Source organism: Haloferax sp. Atlit-12N (genome assembly GCF_003383095.1).
Lineage (GTDB): Archaea > Halobacteriota > Halobacteria > Halobacteriales > Haloferacaceae > Haloferax.
Genome location: NZ_PSYW01000001.1, coordinates 978,411 through 995,417 on the forward strand (window position 1 = coordinate 978,411; position 17,007 = coordinate 995,417).

Annotated in this window: 18 protein-coding genes and 3 tRNA genes; 13 read left to right on the forward strand and 8 right to left on the reverse strand. The window is 65.9% G+C overall.

Features of this window, described 5'->3' with window-relative positions; genetic code table 11:
* The first annotated feature begins 41 nt into the window (after nucleotides 1–41).
* Complete coding sequence (locus C5B90_RS05030; RefSeq protein WP_115879582.1) at nucleotides 42–686, forward strand: DUF6663 family protein; 645 nt, start codon at nucleotides 42–44, stop codon at nucleotides 684–686.
* 327 nt (nucleotides 687–1,013) lie between these two features.
* On the opposite strand, the gene C5B90_RS05035 is transcribed toward C5B90_RS05030, so the two are convergent.
* Nucleotides 1,014–1,511 (reverse strand): ArsR family transcriptional regulator, encoded by a 498-nt coding sequence (locus C5B90_RS05035; RefSeq protein WP_115879584.1) that lies wholly within the window; start codon nucleotides 1,509–1,511, stop codon nucleotides 1,014–1,016.
* 339 nt (nucleotides 1,512–1,850) lie between these two features.
* Here C5B90_RS05035 and C5B90_RS05040 point away from each other — a divergent pair, with 339 nt between their 5' ends.
* From C5B90_RS05040 to C5B90_RS20750, 8 genes are all read left to right on the forward strand, one after another.
* Complete coding sequence (locus C5B90_RS05040; protein WP_115879586.1) at nucleotides 1,851–2,111, forward strand: glutaredoxin family protein; 261 nt, start codon at nucleotides 1,851–1,853, stop codon at nucleotides 2,109–2,111.
* A gap of 129 nt (nucleotides 2,112–2,240) precedes the next feature.
* Nucleotides 2,241–2,660, forward strand: a complete 420-nt coding sequence (locus C5B90_RS05045; RefSeq protein WP_115880588.1) for a hypothetical protein — start codon at nucleotides 2,241–2,243, stop codon at nucleotides 2,658–2,660.
* A 10-nt stretch (nucleotides 2,661–2,670) separates the two neighbouring features.
* Nucleotides 2,671–2,853 (forward strand): hypothetical protein, encoded by a 183-nt coding sequence (locus tag C5B90_RS05050; protein ID WP_058826602.1) that lies wholly within the window; start codon nucleotides 2,671–2,673, stop codon nucleotides 2,851–2,853.
* A gap of 118 nt (nucleotides 2,854–2,971) precedes the next feature.
* The gene (locus tag C5B90_RS05055) at nucleotides 2,972–5,785 is read left to right on the forward strand and encodes an aconitate hydratase (RefSeq protein ID WP_115879588.1); all 2,814 of its coding nucleotides are present in this window, start codon (nucleotides 2,972–2,974) and stop codon (nucleotides 5,783–5,785) included.
* 145 nt (nucleotides 5,786–5,930) lie between these two features.
* Complete coding sequence (locus C5B90_RS05060; RefSeq protein WP_115879590.1) at nucleotides 5,931–6,380, forward strand: DUF6069 family protein; 450 nt, start codon at nucleotides 5,931–5,933, stop codon at nucleotides 6,378–6,380.
* Nucleotides 6,381–6,536: 156 nt separating this feature from the next.
* The gene (locus C5B90_RS05065) at nucleotides 6,537–7,349 is read left to right on the forward strand and encodes a hypothetical protein (RefSeq protein ID WP_115879592.1); all 813 of its coding nucleotides are present in this window, start codon (nucleotides 6,537–6,539) and stop codon (nucleotides 7,347–7,349) included.
* Entirely contained in the window at nucleotides 7,346–7,780 is a 435-nt protein-coding gene (locus C5B90_RS05070) for a metal-dependent transcriptional regulator (protein ID WP_115879594.1), read from the forward strand. The genes C5B90_RS05065 and C5B90_RS05070 overlap by 4 nt, the downstream gene beginning before the upstream one ends.
* Before the next feature lie 108 nt (nucleotides 7,781–7,888).
* On the forward strand, nucleotides 7,889–8,056 hold the full coding sequence (locus C5B90_RS20750) for a hypothetical protein (protein WP_199517441.1): 168 nt from the start codon (nucleotides 7,889–7,891) through the stop codon (nucleotides 8,054–8,056).
* A 128-nt stretch (nucleotides 8,057–8,184) separates the two neighbouring features.
* Here the strand turns inward: C5B90_RS20750 and dpsA are convergent, their stop codons facing one another.
* From dpsA to C5B90_RS05085, 3 genes are all read right to left on the reverse strand, one after another.
* On the reverse strand, nucleotides 8,185–8,715 hold the full coding sequence (dpsA, locus tag C5B90_RS05075) for a DNA starvation/stationary phase protection protein DpsA (protein ID WP_004065235.1): 531 nt from the start codon (nucleotides 8,713–8,715) through the stop codon (nucleotides 8,185–8,187).
* A 494-nt stretch (nucleotides 8,716–9,209) separates the two neighbouring features.
* Nucleotides 9,210–9,284: transfer RNA gene (locus C5B90_RS05080), tRNA-Ile, on the reverse strand.
* 97 nt (nucleotides 9,285–9,381) lie between these two features.
* Nucleotides 9,382–9,454, reverse strand: a tRNA-Asn gene (locus tag C5B90_RS05085).
* A 136-nt stretch (nucleotides 9,455–9,590) separates the two neighbouring features.
* Between C5B90_RS05085 and cca the strand changes: the two genes are divergently transcribed.
* Nucleotides 9,591–10,976, forward strand: coding sequence for a CCA tRNA nucleotidyltransferase (gene cca, locus C5B90_RS05090; protein WP_115879596.1), 1,386 nt, complete (start codon nucleotides 9,591–9,593; stop codon nucleotides 10,974–10,976).
* Here the strand turns inward: cca and C5B90_RS05095 are convergent.
* Both C5B90_RS05095 and C5B90_RS05100 read right to left on the reverse strand, forming a co-directional pair.
* Nucleotides 10,955–11,968: a histone deacetylase gene (locus C5B90_RS05095; protein ID WP_115879598.1), complete on the reverse strand. Its 1,014-nt coding sequence runs from the start codon at nucleotides 11,966–11,968 to the stop codon at nucleotides 10,955–10,957. The genes cca and C5B90_RS05095 overlap by 22 nt on opposite strands.
* Nucleotides 11,968–12,399 (reverse strand): histone, encoded by a 432-nt coding sequence (locus tag C5B90_RS05100; RefSeq protein ID WP_115879600.1) that lies wholly within the window; start codon nucleotides 12,397–12,399, stop codon nucleotides 11,968–11,970. The genes C5B90_RS05095 and C5B90_RS05100 overlap by 1 nt, the downstream gene beginning before the upstream one ends.
* Before the next feature lie 408 nt (nucleotides 12,400–12,807).
* On the opposite strand from C5B90_RS05100, the gene tnpA reads away from it, so the two are divergent.
* Nucleotides 12,808–13,188: an IS200/IS605-like element ISHla16 family transposase gene (tnpA, locus tag C5B90_RS05105; RefSeq protein WP_115879602.1), complete on the forward strand. Its 381-nt coding sequence runs from the start codon at nucleotides 12,808–12,810 to the stop codon at nucleotides 13,186–13,188.
* Nucleotides 13,185–14,459, forward strand: coding sequence for an RNA-guided endonuclease TnpB family protein (locus C5B90_RS05110; protein ID WP_115879603.1), 1,275 nt, complete (start codon nucleotides 13,185–13,187; stop codon nucleotides 14,457–14,459). Before tnpA ends, C5B90_RS05110 begins: the two co-directional genes overlap by 4 nt.
* A 47-nt stretch (nucleotides 14,460–14,506) precedes the next feature.
* On the opposite strand, the gene C5B90_RS05115 is transcribed toward C5B90_RS05110, so the two are convergent.
* Nucleotides 14,507–15,988 carry a single-stranded DNA binding protein gene (locus C5B90_RS05115; protein ID WP_115879605.1) on the reverse strand — a complete coding sequence of 494 codons (1,482 nt, stop codon included), beginning with the start codon at nucleotides 15,986–15,988 and terminating at the stop codon, nucleotides 14,507–14,509.
* A 187-nt stretch (nucleotides 15,989–16,175) separates the two neighbouring features.
* Nucleotides 16,176–16,670, reverse strand: a complete 495-nt coding sequence (locus C5B90_RS05120; RefSeq protein WP_115879607.1) for a hypothetical protein — start codon at nucleotides 16,668–16,670, stop codon at nucleotides 16,176–16,178.
* 230 nt (nucleotides 16,671–16,900) lie between these two features.
* Here C5B90_RS05120 and C5B90_RS05125 point away from each other — a divergent pair.
* Nucleotides 16,901–16,973: transfer RNA gene (locus tag C5B90_RS05125), tRNA-Arg, on the forward strand.
* The last annotated feature ends 34 nt before the right edge of the window (nucleotides 16,974–17,007 follow it).

Genomic DNA, 17,007 nt, shown 5'->3' on the forward strand with positions numbered 1-17,007 from the left:
CGACCGGCAGGCGTATTTCCGTCCGTCCAGTAGCCGCCGATATGGAGGTCACGACGACCGGCCGGTTTCGGGTCTATCGCAGTCCGCGCGACGGAGACGAACTCCTCTTGCTCGAACTCCCCGAGGAGCGCGTCGACTGGACCGACCCGGCCGTCGAGACCGACGCCGACGACGCCTACTCGCCGACCTACGTGCCACGGACCGGCTACGACGGCGACCTCGCAGAGCGCGTCTCGGCGCTCGAACCCGGCAACGAAATCGAGGCGACGCTGACGTGGGACGACGGCGACCCGCGCTTTGCGGACGTGTCGGTCCGCGACCGGACCCGCTTCCGGTTCGTCGGTGCCGCCACGGGACTGTTCGAGGCCGCCCGCGAGACGTGGCAGGCGACCGGCGACGGCGAAGCCATCGGCTCGCGCGTTACCTACGGCACCGACGGCGACCCGAACGCCGTGCTCTACGTTTTCGCGAAACAGCCCGGCGCGCGCGACCTGTTCGACGAGTTCGGCGACGGCGTCGTCCCCGTTGACCCACTTTTAGACCGCCTCGACGACGAGGCCAACGTCACCGACGCGCCCCGCGAGGTGTTCGTTCTGCGCCCCCTCGACGAGGAGTTCGTCCTCGTCGCCATCGCGCTCGACCGAGACGGGCTGTTCGCGCGAACGATGCGCGACACCTACTGCTGACGCGTCTCAGCGGGCCGTTCGCGCCGGCGGTGACGGCGGCTCCGCGCAGCTCACTCGTCGGCGTCGCCGTCGATCGGCGCGCGAGAGCCGCATTCAGAACACCGATAGACGGCCCGCCAGCCACCGCCGGTGACGTACCGCCGCCGAAACGAGTGTCTCGCACCGCACTCGTCGCAAACCGCCGGCGGTCCGTTCGGGTCGGACGGGTCGCGCATACGCCGAGTAGTGGTGGAGTGGACTAAATGTCACCGCCGACATTCGTCGCCGACGGGAGAGCGTCCGGTCGAGTCCGAGCAACTCGGCAGAAAAGCGCGGCGACAGGGCGCGTCAGTTCTCTTGGGTCCAGCGCTGGTAGACCGCGGAGCCGCCGAGAGCGGTGAAGACGAGCGTGGCGAGGCCGGGCGCGCCGACACCCGAGATGACGGGGACGCCGACGACGACGGCTATCATGAGGACGATACCGAGCGCGGCGAGCGCGGCGTAGTACTCGCTCCACGAGAGTTCGCCCTCCGGGACGACCTCCATGTAGACCGTCACGTCGCCCGCTTCGGCCAGCGAGACGACCTTCGACTCGTCGTCGTAGTTCACGATGTCCAGTTCGGCGAGTTTGGGGATGTGGGTCTGTTGCAGCGAGACGTAGGCGCTCTGGCGGATGTTCCGCGGCGGCGGCGACTCCCCGGTCTCCGCTTCCGCGATGCGCTCCGAGAGCTCGCGGAGGGTCAGGTCGCCGTCTTGGAGGAACTCGATGGCCATCCGACGGCGGTCGTTACTCAGTACCTCGTGGATTCGCGTCTCGGAGAGTCCGGGTTCGGATGTTGTCGCCATACGAGGATTCGATCGATTTGTGACTGGTCGCTTCTCCTATATCAACAGTTCGCCTCCGGTATCGCCATCCGGAATAACGAGTATCGGCCGAAAACCAGCCCGTTATCTCCTTCTACCGACCGAATGGCCGATCGGTTTCGACAGTTCATCGGCCAAAAGATACATCAATGACATGTTCTGCCCCCGATGCGAACCGAAAGGTCGTGGGGTGGAGACACGAGTTTATAGCACGCATCTCCGTGGATTACACAGTCGTCGAGAGGTGACTGCTCGGAACAGATGCCACACGGAACGGGCCCGACGAGAAGACTCAACAGGTCGCAGCGACGACATCGGGCGATGAGCGACCCCGTCCCCGTCATCATCTACACGCGCACGGAGTGCCACCTCTGCGACGAGGCGGAGGCGACCGTCCGCGAGGTCGCAGACGAGACGGACGTTCCGGTCGATATCGAGCTCGTGAACGTCGACACCGACGAGGAACTCCGCGAGCGGTACGGAGAGCGGGTCCCCTACGTCTACGTGGACGACCGACCGGCGTTCAAGTTCCGGGTTGACGCCGACCGACTCAGAGAGAAACTGACCGCGGCGCGGGAATGAGTGCCGTCACTCGGGGTCGTCGGTCTCGGCTCGGACGATGTGGACGACACGGACGATGCGGACGACGCCGGTGTCGCGCGCTTCGAGGGCGGGCGTACGCCTATGGCCTCGGCGCCCCTTTGGATACTCATGGAAGCTGACAGACGACTCCTCCGACAGGCGCGCGAGCGACTCGACGGGTGGACCTACACGGCCCGCGACCGAGCCTACCGCGAGCTGTTCGCCGGCGACGACGCCGCTGTCACCACCGAGGAGCGGCAGCTTCTCGACGAGGTGGACGCGGAACTCGCGGGCGACGGCGGCGACGGGCTCTGGGGGACGGACGAGTACGCCGTCGTCATGGGGCACCCGAAGAATCACCCGATTTCGGTCGTCTGCACTCGTCACCCGGAGATTCCGTCGTCGTGGTCGCGGGGCGGTGAGAGCCTGACCGAACCGGAGCGCGAGCAGTTCAACGACCTCCTGTGGGACTACTGCGAGCGCGTCCGCCGGTACGTCCAAGACGAGGTCAACGAGTTCGTCGGGGTCGCGGGCGTCCCCGAGGAGTAGTCAGCGGCCGATGCGCGTCATCCACCCGGCGGACCACCGGACCTGTTATCGCTGCGGCGAGCGCGCCGACGTGGTCGTCGCCCGCGGCCACGACCTGCGGTACTGCTGCTGGGACTGTTCGTACTCGCTTCTCGAACACGGCGGCGTCATCGTTGCGGGCGAACTGGGGAAGTCCCGCCCCAGACCCCCGTAAGCCGGGTGACAGACCTTGAGGACCCGGCCATCGCCGCTCTGGAGTACCGTTCGCCCCGATTCCGACGGCGTGAGAACGAGTCCCGTATTCAAGCCCGCGGAGACCCTAACGGTCGACTATGAGTGATGTAGATACGCTGGACGCCGTCCGTGAGTTCGAACACGACGGAACCACGTACAAGATGGCGGACCTGACCGTCTTAGAAGAACAGGGCCTCTGCGAACTCGACCGACTGCCGGTGAGCATCCGCATCCTCCTGGAGTCGGTGCTGCGAAACGTCGACGGCGACATCGTCACCGAAGACGACGTGCGGAACGCCGCCTCGTGGGAGCCGGACGTGCCGAACGTCGAAGTCCCGTTCACGCCGTCTCGCGTCGTGTTGCAGGACCTGACTGGCGTGCCCGCGGTCGTCGACCTCGCGGCGCTCCGGTCGGCCGCCGACCGCGCCGGCAAGGACCCGAAAATCGTCGAACCCGAGGTCCCCTGTGACCTCGTTATCGACCACAGCGTGCAGGTGGACTTCTTCGGCTCGCCCGACGCCTACGAGAAGAACGTCGAGTTGGAGTACGAGCGCAACGCCGAGCGCTACAAGGCGCTCAAGTGGGCGCAGAACGCCTTCGACAACTTCAGTGTCGTCCCGCCGGGCACGGGCATCGTCCACCAGGTGAACCTCGAACACCTCGGGCGCGTCGTCCACGACCGCGAGTGGCGCGGCGACCGCTGGCTCCTCCCCGACACGCTCGTCGGCACCGACAGCCACACGCCGATGATAGGTGGTATCGGCGTCGTCGGCTGGGGCGTCGGCGGTATCGAGGCCGAGGCGGCGATGCTCGGCCAGCCCATCACGATGAAGCTCCCCGAGGTCGTCGGCGTCAAACTCGAAGGCGAACTCCCCGAGGGCGCGACCGCGACCGACCTCGTGTTGCACGTCACCGAACAGCTCCGCGAGGTCGGCGTCGTCGACCGGTTCGTCGAGTTCTTCGGCCCCGGCGTGGGGAACCTCTCGGTCCCCGACCGGGCGACCATCTCCAACATGGCCCCCGAACAGGGGTCGACCATCAGCGTCTTCCCGGTCGACGAGGCGACGCTGGACTACCTCGAACTCACGGGCCGCGAACCCGAACACATCGAACTCGTCCGCGAGTACCTCGAATCACAGGGCCTCTTCGGCGAGCAACACCCCGAGTACACGGAGACGGTCGACGTCGACCTCTCCACCGTCGAGCCGAGCCTCGCCGGGCCGAAGCGCCCGCAGGACCGCGTCGGCATGGGCGACATGAAGACGCACTTCCGCGAACTCCTCTACGGCGAGTTCGAAGACGCCGTCGACGACGTGGACGAGGAGGCCATCGTCCGTTGGCTCGGTGAGGGAGGGGGCGACCCCGACGGCGAACTCGCGGGTGACGGCGGGGCGCTGACGGAGACGCCCGAGGCGGCACCCGAGGAACCCGACCTCGGCGAGTTGACGAAGCGCGTCGAAGTCGAACTCGGCGGCGAGACGGTCGAAATCGGCCACGGGAGCGTCGTCGTCAGCGCCATCACGTCCTGTACGAACACCTCGAACCCGTCTGTCATGGTCGCCGCGGGCCTCCTCGCACGCAACGCGTTGGAGAAGGGCCTCGACGTGCCCGAGTACGTCAAGACGAGCCTCGCGCCGGGGAGCCGCGTCGTCACGGAGTACCTGAAGAAGGCCGACCTGCTCCCGCACCTCGAAGCGCTCGGCTACGACGTGGTCGGCTACGGCTGTACCACCTGTATCGGCAACGCCGGGCCGCTCCCGGAACCCATCGAGAACGCCATCGACGAACACGGGCTGTGGACCACGAGCGTCCTCAGCGGCAACCGCAACTTCGAGGCGCGCATCCACCCGAAGATTCGCGCGAACTACCTCGCCAGCCCGCCGCTCGTCGTCGCCTACGGCCTCGCCGGGCGGATGGACATCGACCTCGAAACCGACCCGCTCGGCACCGACGACGACGGCAACGCCGTCTACCTCGCCGACATCTGGCCGGACGCCGACGAGATTCGGGAGACCATCCACGACAGCGTCGACCCGTCGATGTTCCGCGAGAAGTACGCCGAGGTGTTCGAGGGCGACGAGCGCTGGGAGGCGCTCGAAGCGCCGACCGGCGACGTGTACGACTGGGACGACGAGTCGACCTACATCCGCGAGCCGCCGTTCTTCACGGACTTCCCGCTGGAGAAACCCGGCGTCTCCGACATCGAGGACGCCCGCTGTCTCCTGACGCTCGGCGACACGGTGACGACCGACCACATCAGCCCCGCCGGGCCGTTCGGGTCGAAGCTGCCGGCCGGCCAGTGGCTCATGGACCACGGCGTCGACCCCGTGGACTTCAACACCTACGGCTCCCGCCGCGGCAACCACGAGGTAATGATGCGCGGGACGTTCGCCAACGTCCGCATCGAAAACCAGATGCTCGACGACGTGGAGGGCGGCTACACGATTCACCACCCGACGGGCGAGGAGACGACCGTCTTCGAGGCCAGCCAGCGCTACCGCGAGGAGGAGACCCCGCTCGTCGTCCTCTCGGGCGTCGAGTTCGGGACCGGTTCGAGCCGCGACTGGGCGGCCAAGGGCACGGACCTCCTCGGCGTCCGCGCGACCATCGCCGAGAGCTACGAGCGCATCTACCGCGACAACCTCGTCGGCATGGGCGTCCTCCCGCTCCAGTTCGAAGACGGCGACTCGTGGGAGTCGCTCGGCCTCGACGGCTCCGAGCAGTTCGACATCCGCGGCCTCGACGACGGCCTCGAAGTCAACGACGAACTGACCGTAGTCGCCACGAAGGACGACGGGACCGAAATCGAGTTCGACGTGACCGCGCAGGTCGGCACGCCCGCCGCGGTGACGTACGTCGAAAACGGCGGTATCCTCCACTACGTGCTCCGTCGGCTCCTGACCGAGAACTGAGTCAGGGCGCTGCGTCGGGGAACTGAGTTGGAGAACTGAGTCGGACCGGCGGCCGGCCGCCGCCGACCCACACGTCGGACTCACCGAGAATCACGAACCACCGAAGACGCGTAAATTCATCAGCCACGGAGTGCTATGTGATGACATGGCAACTGTGACACCCGCAGTCCGCCCGACGTGGACGGACCTCATGCGTCGCGGAGCGGCGACCGCGGCGGTCGCAACCGTCGCGAACGCGCTCCTCTTGACGCTCGTCCTCGAAACGGGCCTCGTCGAACCGTTCGCACCGCTTTCGTACCCGCCGGTCGTGTTCCTCTCGGCCGCCGGTGCGGTCGCGGCGACGTTCGTCTACGGGCTGCTCGCGGGCCGCGTCGCGGACGCGGACCGGACGTTCTTCAGGGTCGCCGTCGCGGTGCTCGTGGCGTCCTTCGCACCCGACCTCGGACTCCTGTACGTCGACCCCGGAGCGACGGTACCGGGCGTCCTCGTACTGATGCTGATGCACGTCGTGGTCGCGGCGGTCTGTGTGGCGTCGCTCACCGAACTCGGCTGGGGCGTTCCGGAGGGGAAACGCCCGGACGGGACCGACGAGTGACCGACTAACGTTCGATGCGTGGGAACGCCCGTGTCACTTCCATTTAGGATGGCCTAAAAACCGAAGACACTATGTTGTTTTAGGTTGGCCTAAATGGTATGACCAGAGCGGATTCCGAGGCAACCGCGGCGACGGCACCCTCACAGGGAGACTGAGATGAACACTGAGCGCACCGCGGGCATCAGGGACGCGCTGGACCGCGTCGAACGCGAGCGCGAACAGGTGCTGGCGAAGCGGCGGGCAGTCGAGCGGTTCGAACGGCGCGTTCGAAAGCTCGCCGCACAGTCGAACCGCCCGCCGGCAGGGACGGCCCGAGCGACCGCGTGCGGGACCGCGCCAGTCCCGACGACGACGCGACGAGACGCCGGCACTGGCACGGGGCGACGGCAGGTGCGCGAGCTGTTCGCGGAGACGATACGGCCGCACAGCGTCTCCGACGTGAACGAGTCCGAGCCGCTCGCGGTGACGATTCGCGAGGAGTTCGGCCCGGAAGTCGCGACGGCGCTCTCCCCGGACGCCGGGAGCCGCTTCACACCGGCGGTCAAGGAGGCGGTCGTGTCGGCGGCGACGGACCGGCAACGAGGCCTCGACGGGATGTGCCGGGCGCTCGACGCCGAGGAACGGTCACTCCGAGCGACGCTCGCCGTGCTGGACGAGTGCGAGAACTGGCTGGGGCGGGCGGACGCGACGCCGCTTTCGAAACTGGGGTTCGACGCTCTCCGGCGGCGTCACGAGACGCTCGCTGACCACCGGGAGGCGTGTGACCGGGTGGTCCACGAGCGACAGCGGCATCTCGGCGGGGCGACTCGCCACACCGCGTCGGTCGAAATCGACCACCGGTTTCTCGCTGAGTATCTCTACGAGGACCGCGCGACCGACTATCCGGTCTTGACGGCCGCGGCCCGCGTGGTGGGCGTCTGCGTGGATTGTCAGCGGACTGTTCGCGACCACCTCGTCCGCCGCGTATGATCGGCGCGCCGCAGTACCTCCTCACGCTGTACATCGCCGAGCGGGAGGACGGCGAGGAGACGCCGATTTCGCCGGGCTACGTCGCCGACGCGCTCGACCGCTCACCGCCCGCGGCGACGGAGCGCCTCCAGAACCTCGACGCGAAGGGGCTCGTTCGCTACGAGCCCTACGAGGGCGCGACGCTCACTGACGAAGGGCGCGACACGGCCGGAGAACTCTACGACACCTACCGCATTCTCTCGCGGTTCTGTCGGGACGTGCTCGGCGTCGACGACCACGAGCACGAGGCGATGCAACTGGTCGGAAACGTCAGCCCGACGGTTGCCGAACGGCTCGCGGCGACGCTGCTCCGCGGGGGCGACAACCGCGGCGAAGCGACCGAGGCGACCGAATCGGCGTCGCAACTCTCTCCCGAAAGCCCCACGAGTTGAACGCGTCGCAGTAAATTCGCCCCGGCACTGATGATTGTCAACAAATAGCACGCAAATACCGCCGCGGAACCGCACCCTTTTTGTTTTAGGTTTCCCTAAACCCTCGTAATGGCCGCTGGTACGCAGTCGAACGCTGAATCCGCGTCGGAACCGGACCGACCCAATTCCCCCGAGATATCCGTCTGCAAGGGCGGTCCGGGGAAATCGGTGTTCATGGAGTCGGGCAACAGCGACGGCTGGATTTCGAGCGACGTGACCGTCGACGTGACGCAGTAACTCCGTTCGAACCGGTTGCGCGGAGTGTGGACCTGACGAGCACCGTCGCTGAACGGCGCTGGCAGCTCGGCAAAAAGCGTCGAACGTCGGAACGGGGGCGTCGTCCTCCGACGCGTCGGCGGCGGTGCTTACTGGACGAGCGTGTCGTCTTCGAGGTAGTGGTCGATGACGTGGGCGTGTTCTTCGATTTCGATGAGTTGCTCGCGGAGCATGTGCGCCGTCGCGTGGTCGCCGAGACCCGCGGCGAGTTCGATGTGTTCGCGGTAGCTCTCGATGATGTCGCCGTACATCTCGAGGTCGTTCGAGAGCGACGTGCGGATGTCGTAGACGTCCTCGTCCTCGGGCTCGACGGTCGCCGCCTCGCTCAGCGCCGGCATGCTGGCGTGGGGGACGCCGCCGATGGACTGGAGGCGCTCTGCGATTTCGTCCGCGGCCTCCTCGACTTCCTCGTAGGCCTCCTGGAGGAACTCGTGGATGCGGAGGTGTTCGGCACCTTCGACGTTCCAGTGGTGCTTGTGGAGCTGGTGGTAGAGGACGTAGGCGTCCGCGAGGTCGGTGTTCAGCGCTTCGATTATCTGTTCGGCCTTCTCAGTGTCGAGACGGACCGGGTTGTCGCCGACGCTACCTGCTTCCTTGAGGACAGACTTCTGCGTGCTCATTACAATCAGTAGTTGGGGCTGAGGCCACTTAATACTTATCCGAGAACAAACAATTTTTCGTGTGGCCTAAAACATCGTTTGCTAAATTAGCTAGATTGCTTCTAAAACGCTGAATGATGCGTGTGAGAAGGACACACGTCGTGGAGCGACGAATCTACTCGTCGGCGAGAGATAGCCATTATATACCATATCCGTTATGTATTTTTGAGCGATTGGTGCGACGTCTCGTAAGTGTCGATTTACGCGGATCACTACCGGGTCGTTACTCCGGTCAAAGACGGGCGGCGCTGGAGCGCGGTCAGAACAGGGTTCGCAGGTAGTCGCCCGGCCGCTGCCGTCGGCTCTACAGACTGGGTGGCGGCGGACTCCGTCAAGAGAGTTGTTCGACTCACATCTACCGAGCAGAACACTCGTGTTGCGAACGGTCGGGACAGAGGCGATATCGTACAGAATCAGACGATGCGCTGTAGGCTCGGGTCCGTATGAAGAACGTATGGGCCCTATGGGGTTCGAACCCATGACCACCCGGTTATGAGCCGAGCGCTCTGACCAGACTGAGCTAAGGGCCCTCGGTCGATTCTTTCCCGTCGTCCCTCTTATGTCTTATCAGAAGCCGTCGCCAACGAATCGGAGACGAGACGCTCGTCAGCGTGAGAAACGGAGAAGCGCCACCGCCAGGACTCGAACCTGGGACAACCTCGTTAACAGCGAGGTGCTCTACCAACTGAGCTACGGCGGCTTTCGTCTGCACTCTCTCGTATTCGATGTTTCTTGATAGGGCTTTCGTTTTTAACCGACGGCTGGCGGGTGCCACCGCCTGACGCGGTCGGGGGAGCACCGTCACGCTTTCGCCCGCCCGCGGGAAATCAGCGGGCATGACGAACTCGGACCTCGACGCGGTCGTCGCCGCGGTCCGCGAGCGTATCGACCCCGACGAGGCAGAGCGTCGGGCGCTCGCGGCGGCCGCGGCGGCCCTCGAATCCCGTGTCCACGACGCCCTCGCGGACCTGCCGGTGGAGGCCGACGCGCTCCAAGTTGGCAGCACCGCCCGCGGCACGTGGCTCTCGGGCGACCGCGACATCGACCTGTTCGTGCGCTTTCCCGCCGACCTCGACCGCGAGGAGCTCGAGACGTACGGCCTCGAAGTCGGCCACGCCGTCCTCCCCGACGGCCACGAGGAGTACGCCGAACACCCCTACGTGAAAGGCGACTACGACGGATTCGACGTGGACCTCGTCCCCTGTTACGACGTGCCCACCGCCTCGGACATCCGCTCGGCGGTCGACCGGACGCCGTTTCACAACGCCTACCTGACCGAGCGCCTCGACGACGACCTCGCGGCCGACGTGCGCGTCTTCAAGCGATTTCTGAAGGGTATCGGTGCGTACGGGAGCGACCTCCGAACCGAGGGCTTCTCGGGCTATCTCGCCGAACTCCTCGTCGTCGAACACGGCGGCTTCGAATCGTTGCTCCGGGCGGCCGCCGACTGGAGTCCGCAGGTCGAGTTCGACCCGGAGGACCACGGGACACGGAGCTTTTCGGACCCGCTCGTCGTAATCGACCCGACCGACCCCGAGCGGAACGTCGCCGCGGTCTGCTCGGCTGAGAACGTCGCCCGCCTCCAGCACTACGCTCGCGACCTGCTCGCTGACCCGCGCGAATCGCTCTTTTTCCGGCCTGACCCACCGGCGCTCGACGCCGACGGCGTTCGGAGCCACCTCGACCGACGCGGGACCACGACCGTCGCCGTTGTCTTCGACTGCCCGGACCTCGTGGACGACCAGCTCTACCCGCAACTGAGAAAGTCGCTGACCGGCGTCGCCGACGGCCTCGATAGACGCGGCTTCGACGTGTTCCGGCGCGCGACGTTCGCCGACACCGATACCGACGGCGAGGGCCAGGGCGAGGCGGTCCTCTTCGCCGAACTCTCGGTGGCCGAGCGTCCTGCGGTCGAGCGCCACGAGGGGCCGCCGGTCCACGTCCGCCAGCACGCCGAGGGGTTCTACGGCGCGTACGAGGACGGCGACGACCACTACGGACCGTTCCTCGACGGCGACCGCTACGTGGTCGAGCGCGAACGGGAGTTCACCTCGGCGACCGGCTTCCTCGAAAGCGACGCGCTGTTCGACGTGGCGCTCGGAAAACACGTGGAATCGACGCTCAAAACGGACGGCTACGACGTGCTCGTCGGCGACGACGTGGCTGCGCTCGCCGAGTCGTTCGGCGCCGAGTTGGGTCGCTACTTCGCGCCGAGACCGTGAGCGGCGCGCACCTCGTCGACTAGTTCGACGTTCTTCTCGTCGGGGTCTTCGTCGGGTTCCATCGCGATGCGGCCGTCGAACGTCTCGTGGACGGTCGCGACGCCCTCGGAGAGCGTGTCGAGGCCGTAGCCGCCTTCGAGGACGAAGGCGATGGCGGCGTCGGTCGCCTCACAGAGGTCCTGGACGCACTCGGTGAGCATCGCGTAGCCCTCGGTCGAGACGCGCATCCGCGAGATGGGGTCGTGGCGGTGGGCGTCGAAGCCGGCGCTCACGATGAACAGGTCGGGGTCGAACCGCTCGACTGCGGGGGCGACCGCCTCGTCGAACGAGTAGACGTAGTCGGCGTCGCCCGCGCCGGCGTGGAGCGGGACGTTGAGAGTGGTCCCCTCGCCGTCGCCCTCGCCGGCCTCTTCGACCTCGCCCGTGCCGGGGTAGAGGCCGTCCTCGTGGATGGACGTGTAGAACACGTCGCCGCGGTCGTAGAAGATGTCCTGCGTGCCGTTGCCGTGGTGGACGTCCCAGTCGAAGATGGCGACGCGCTCGGCGAGGCCGTCGTCGATGACCGCCTGCGCGGCGACGGCGGCGTTGTTGAAGAAGCAAAAGCCCATGGCGTCGTCCTCGACGGCGTGGTGGCCCGGCGGGCGACCGAGCGAGAACGGCGTGTCGCGGCCGTCGTCGCCGTCGAGCGCGGCGCGGGCGGCCCACTCCGCGAGGCCGGCGGAGGTGAGCGCGGCGTCCCACGACGCCTCGACGGCGACGGTGTCGGGGTCCCAGTTACCGCCGCCGTCGCGACAGAAGTCGTGGAACTCGTCGACGTAGCCGTCTTCGTGGACGGCCGCGACGGTGGATTTCTCGGCGGGGGGCGCATCGATGTACTCGACGCCGTGGCGCTTCGCCAACCCGCGTCGTATCGCGCGGAGGCGGTCAGCCGTCTCGGGGTGTCGCGGCCCGGTGTCGTGGTCGAGACACGTTTCGCTGTAGCCGAATTGCATTATTCGAAGAGGGAGAAGTAGGTCTCGATGTCCTCGGATTGGACCGTCCGCCGGTCGGCGTGGTGGGCGAGTTTGACGGCGGCGCCCGCCACGTTGACGGCGTAGTCCTCGAGGATATCGGCCAGGGCGATTCGAGCGTCCATCGCGACGCGGTAGCGGTCGTCGATTCGGAGGCGAGCGATGCGGTCGATGGGGGCGATAGGGAGGAGGAGTTCGTCGCGGCCGACGACCTGCTGGACGCCGAAGTCCTCGGCCATCAACGTCTTACGACCGTCCGCCGTCGCCCGGTCGGCGGCGTCTATCGCGAGTTCTGCGCCGTGGTCCTGAATCCGGCGGGCGAGCGCCTCGGCGGCGCCCGCGCTCACTCGCAACTCACCTGCGTTCTGCCGGATAATCGCGTCTACCGGGGCGAACGGTAGCTCGACACTCATACCCACATATCGGGTCCGTGCGGCGTATAATCCTTTCCGTCGCGGCCCCTTCTGTATTTTATCGCACGCAGCGCTCCCGAGCGGTTGGATTTCGCTCTGAGAGCCCCGAAAACCCGGACGAACGATGAGTCGGGTTCGATAGCCCGACGACGACGGGGCGATGGGCGACCGACCGTCGCTTCGGCGCTTCGGTGCTTTGCCGCGCTGTCGTTTCGTCGTCGTTACGGAAAATTCGAGGCGAAAGCCTCGCCCTTCAGGGCGTCACCAGAACGCGGTGCGTTCTGGTTGCCCGCCAGATTACATCTGGCGACGGGGATGAAGCCGACCAACAGTATTCAACCGCCGACGATGGCATAGACGGGGTTCCAACGCAATCTTTAAGCCGCCCGCTCATGATAGTATGCATAGATGGTGAAGAGTACCCGTCACGCGAAATACGAACTCTACTACCACATAGTGTTCGTGCCGAAATATCGGCGTTCGCACCTGACGGGGAAGACGAAGGAACGTCTCGAATCCATCTTCGCGGAAATATGTGAGGACAAGGGCCTCGAACTGGCCGAGTCCGAGGTCATGCCCGACCACGTACACCTGTTCATCGGGAGTCCACCGAAGAACGCCCCGTCGCTCATCGTCAACTGGGTGAAGGGCATCTCCGCCCGCAAGTACAACCAGCGGTACGACGACCGCGTGAAGTGGACTCGTTCGTACTACGTCGGTACGGCGGGGAGCGCATCGAAAGGCGCTGTCGAACGCTACATCGCTGAACAGGAGGGTGACGACGCATGAAGCGCGTCAACACCTTCAAGGTCGTGCCACAGACCGAGAACGACAAAGAGTGCCTCCTACGGCTACTCGATGCATCCGCTTCTCTGTGGAACGAACTGACCTACGAACGTCGTCAGAACTACTTCGGTGACGGCGACGTGTGGGACACTTCCGAGTACCGAGGACGCTACAACGGTGTCATCGGAAGCGCGACTGTCCAACAGGTCACGCGCAAGAACAGCGAAGCGTGGCGGTCGTTCTTCGCCCTCAAGGAGAAAGGCGAGTACGCCAACCCACCGTCGTACTGGGGCAACGAGGAGGACGGACGCGAACTCCGTACCTACATCCGATGCAACCAGTACACGATTGAGTGGGGGAAACGTAGCCGTCTCGAAATCCCTGTCGGGCAAGAACTGAAAGACGAATACGGACTCGGCTACCACGAACGACTCCGCCTCGAAGTCCGAGGCAACCCGAAGTGGGACGGCAAACAGGGTCGTCTGGAACTTGAGTACGACGAGGTTAGCGACACGTTCAGGGCTTTTCAACCAGTCACCGTACCTGATTCTCGACTGGATTCACCACTGGCTTCGGAAGAAGCCGCCCTCGACGTTGGAGCGAACAATCTCGTCGCGTGTTCCACGACTACTGGGAACCAGTACCTCTACGACGGTCGTGAGTTGTTCGGACGGTTCCGCGAGACGACAGACGAAATCGCCCGCCTCCAGTCAAAACTTCGAGAGGGTCGCTACTCCTCGAAGCGGATTCGACGGCTGTACCGACAGCGGACGAAGCGTCGTGACCATGCACAGAACGCGCTGGTGCTCGACCTCGTTGAACGGCTGTACGACGAGGGCGTGGCGACGGTGTACGTGGGCGACCTGACAGACGTGCTGAAAACGCACTGGTCGGTCAGGGTGAACGAGAAGACGCACAACTTCTGGGCGTTCAAGAAGTTCATCCACCGTCTCGCGTGCGTCTGTGAGGAGTACGGCATCAGCCTCGAAGCCGAGTCGGAAGCGTGGACGAGTCAGACGTGTCCCGAGTGTGGCGACCACGAGAAGACGGTTCGCCACGAGGATACGCTGACGTGTCCATGTGGCTTCGAGGGGCACGCCGACCTCACGGCGTCAGAGACGTTCCTTCGGGAAAACAGCAATTGCGAACTCAGGCCGATGGCACGGCCCGTGCGATTCGAGTGGGACGACCACGACTGGTCGGGGGAACCATACCCTCACGAAAGTCCCAAAGAAGTGCGCACGAACCCGCAAGTTGCCTCCGTGGGTCGGTAGCCGAACCCCCAACGGAGGAATCCTCACGCTTTAGCGCGGGGAGGATGTCAACGCTGTGCGCCGGTGTGAACTTCGACCGTCTCGGCGCTGATGCGGCCGTCGGTCTCCGTGCCGGAGACCGTCACCTCGTCGCCGAGGCCGAGGTCGGCGTCGGTGTCGACGGTCTTGGTCTGCGTGCCGTCGTCGAGGATGACCGGGGTCCCGGCCTGCACGACCGTCCCGGTGAACTCGACCGACTCGCCGGCGGACTCGGTCGCTGTCGCGTCCGACGAGGACCCGCCGTTCGCGGCGGACGTGTCGTCGGACGAACCGGACGACTCGGACGAACCGCCGGACGACCCGCCGCCGGAGAACGCGCCGAGACCTTGGTCGCTCGGCGGACTGGGTGCCGAATCGCCGGCATCGGTCCCGGCCGCGCCCTCGGGGGCTTCGTCCATCACGGTGACCGACGACCGCCAGCCTGCGGAGGCTTCGAGGTCCTCCTGCCAGCCGTCTTTTATCTCCACGTCGGTGATGACGACGTAGTCCGCGAGGTCGACGTCGGCGTCGGCCTTCTCGCCCCAGAGGGCGACCCGGATGTCGCCGGTGCCGTCCTTGACACGGATGTTGCGGACCTGTCCCTCGGAGCCGTCGTCGCGGTCGAAGGTGCGCTTGCCGTCGGCCTCGATGACGCCGCCGGCGATGTCCACCGTCTGGCCGAGTTCGAGCGACTCGATATCGGTCGTCTCGGGGACGTACTCGATGTCCTCGTCGATGACTTCGACCGCGCCACGGGAACCGACGTGGAGTTCGAGCGAGCCGTCGCGCTCGCGGACGTAGCCGTCGACGACTTCGACAGACTGGCCGGTTTCGAGTTCCTCGGCGAGGTCCGCCCGCTCGTCCCAGAGCGTGACGCGGATGCGACCGGTCGGGTCACCGACCGAGAGGTTCGAGACGCGGCCCTCGGTGCCGTCGTCGCGGTCGAACGTCCGGATGGTGCCGGTGTCCAGAATCTTGCCTTCGAGGTTCACGTCCGAGAGGCCGAGTGCGAGGTCCTCGACGCGGTATGTGTCGAGCACCTGCACGTCGACCTCGGCGTCGAGGTCCTCTTCGACCTTGCTCGCGCTGACTTCGACGCCGTTGTAGCCGTCTTTCGGACGACCGCCGATGCGGAGGACGGTGCCGACTTCGAGGTTCTCCTTCGCGCCGGCGGCCATCTCGTCCCACAGCGAGACGCGGATGCGGCCGGTCTCGTCGGCCACCTCGATGTTGACGACCTGCCCGTCTTCGTCCTCGCCGTCGCGTTCGAACGTCCGAACCTCGCCGATGCTGACGACCTTAGCGAGGAACTTCACGTCCTCCATGCCGGGTTCGATGTCGGCGATGCCGTTGACCTCCTCGTCGCGCAGTTCGTGGGCGATGAGCATCGCCGCCGTCTCCTCGTCGGCGAGGCCGCCCATCTGTTCGACCTTGTCGTTGACTGCCGCCTCGAACTTCTCGAACTCGACATCGGTGTCGAGGTCGTCGTAGACCTCCCGAATGACGCCCATCAGGCGTCACCTCCCGGAACGAAGCGCGCGCGTCGCGGCAGACCAAACGTCGTACTCATACTATGGACGAACAGGGAAGGGCGGCGCTTAAGCGTTGTTTTCCTCCGGATTGGACCACCGGACCGACCGCGCAAATCGAGCGACATAGCGAGGGTGGCCGCGGCCTCGGATTTGAATCTTCGGACCGTCAGGCGTCCGCGTCGATGCGGGCGACCTCACGACGACCGTCGGCGTCGTCGTGGACGACGACCGCCTGGCCGGGGAGGCCGCTTTCGAACCGGAGCGTCGCCTCGTAGCCGCGAACGACCGCCGATTCGGCGCAGTTCTTCGTGTCGGCCCGCTCGACGGCCTCGACGACGAGCGTGGCCGTATCCGACTCCGCGTCGTAGTCGGCCCGCGCGAGTCGGGCGATAGTACACTCGGTCGCTCCCGAGACACAGCCGACGACCGAGAACCCGGTCTCGGTCTCGGTCGCGAGCGCCCCATCGGCCGGACAGGCGTCGGCGCGGACGGGCGTGAGCGTCCGCCCGACGAGTCGCGGACGGCGGGGTGTCTCCATCGGCGTCGGCGACGCGGTCTCGGTGCTCGCGGTCGACTGCTTGGCCGCGTTGTCGCCGCTCGCGCACCCCGCGAGCGAGGCGCACAGTCCGGCGGTTCCGAGGAGGAGCGCGCGTCGATTCACGCACGGGGATAGGCTCGCCGGCGAAAAAGTCCTTGCGTGCGGCACACGCGGTCGTCGAGGCGGCAGAGGCGGCGGAAATCAGCGCGAGAGACGACAGTTCGGTAGCGCTGGGTCGGTGCCGCGTGCCCGGCGTTCGACGCCCGCCTCGTGCTGTGGTCCCGCGGTTCACTGGGAGTTCACATCGTAACCGTCTTAAGTAACCGTCGAGTACCGAAGAATGCAGCAAGACAGTCCTGATAGGGTAGTGGACTATCCTCCTGGCTTGCGGAGCCAGGGACCGGAGTTCAAATCTCCGTCAGGACGTTTCTCTCTAGAACTACACGACGAGCGAAGCGAG

What these genes read in the sequence shown, in the direction of transcription:
- C5B90_RS05115 (WP_115879605.1), bottom strand. Translation starts at nt 15,988, where the DNA reads ATGGGCGTCATTCGGGAGGTCTACGACGACCTCGACACCGATGTCGAG.
- C5B90_RS05035 (WP_115879584.1), bottom strand. Translation starts at nt 1,511, where the DNA reads ATGGCGACAACATCCGAACCCGGACTCTCCGAGACGCGAATCCACGAG.
- C5B90_RS05030 (WP_115879582.1), top strand. Translation starts at nt 42, where the DNA reads ATGGAGGTCACGACGACCGGCCGGTTTCGGGTCTATCGCAGTCCGCGC.
- dpsA (WP_004065235.1), bottom strand. Translation starts at nt 8,715, where the DNA reads ATGAGCACGCAGAAGTCTGTCCTCAAGGAAGCAGGTAGCGTCGGCGAC.
- C5B90_RS05070 (WP_115879594.1), top strand. Translation starts at nt 7,346, where the DNA reads ATGATCGGCGCGCCGCAGTACCTCCTCACGCTGTACATCGCCGAGCGG.
- C5B90_RS05065 (WP_115879592.1), top strand. Translation starts at nt 6,537, where the DNA reads ATGAACACTGAGCGCACCGCGGGCATCAGGGACGCGCTGGACCGCGTC.
- C5B90_RS20750 (WP_199517441.1), top strand. Translation starts at nt 7,889, where the DNA reads ATGGCCGCTGGTACGCAGTCGAACGCTGAATCCGCGTCGGAACCGGAC.
- C5B90_RS05100 (WP_115879600.1), bottom strand. Translation starts at nt 12,399, where the DNA reads ATGAGTGTCGAGCTACCGTTCGCCCCGGTAGACGCGATTATCCGGCAG.
- C5B90_RS05110 (WP_115879603.1), top strand. Translation starts at nt 13,185, where the DNA reads ATGAAGCGCGTCAACACCTTCAAGGTCGTGCCACAGACCGAGAACGAC.
- C5B90_RS05050 (WP_058826602.1), top strand. Translation starts at nt 2,671, where the DNA reads ATGCGCGTCATCCACCCGGCGGACCACCGGACCTGTTATCGCTGCGGC.
- C5B90_RS05095 (WP_115879598.1), bottom strand. Translation starts at nt 11,968, where the DNA reads ATGCAATTCGGCTACAGCGAAACGTGTCTCGACCACGACACCGGGCCG.
- C5B90_RS05040 (WP_115879586.1), top strand. Translation starts at nt 1,851, where the DNA reads ATGAGCGACCCCGTCCCCGTCATCATCTACACGCGCACGGAGTGCCAC.
- C5B90_RS05060 (WP_115879590.1), top strand. Translation starts at nt 5,931, where the DNA reads ATGGCAACTGTGACACCCGCAGTCCGCCCGACGTGGACGGACCTCATG.
- C5B90_RS05055 (WP_115879588.1), top strand. Translation starts at nt 2,972, where the DNA reads ATGAGTGATGTAGATACGCTGGACGCCGTCCGTGAGTTCGAACACGAC.
- cca (WP_115879596.1), top strand. Translation starts at nt 9,591, where the DNA reads ATGACGAACTCGGACCTCGACGCGGTCGTCGCCGCGGTCCGCGAGCGT.
- tnpA (WP_115879602.1), top strand. Translation starts at nt 12,808, where the DNA reads ATGGTGAAGAGTACCCGTCACGCGAAATACGAACTCTACTACCACATA.
- C5B90_RS05045 (WP_115880588.1), top strand. Translation starts at nt 2,241, where the DNA reads ATGGAAGCTGACAGACGACTCCTCCGACAGGCGCGCGAGCGACTCGAC.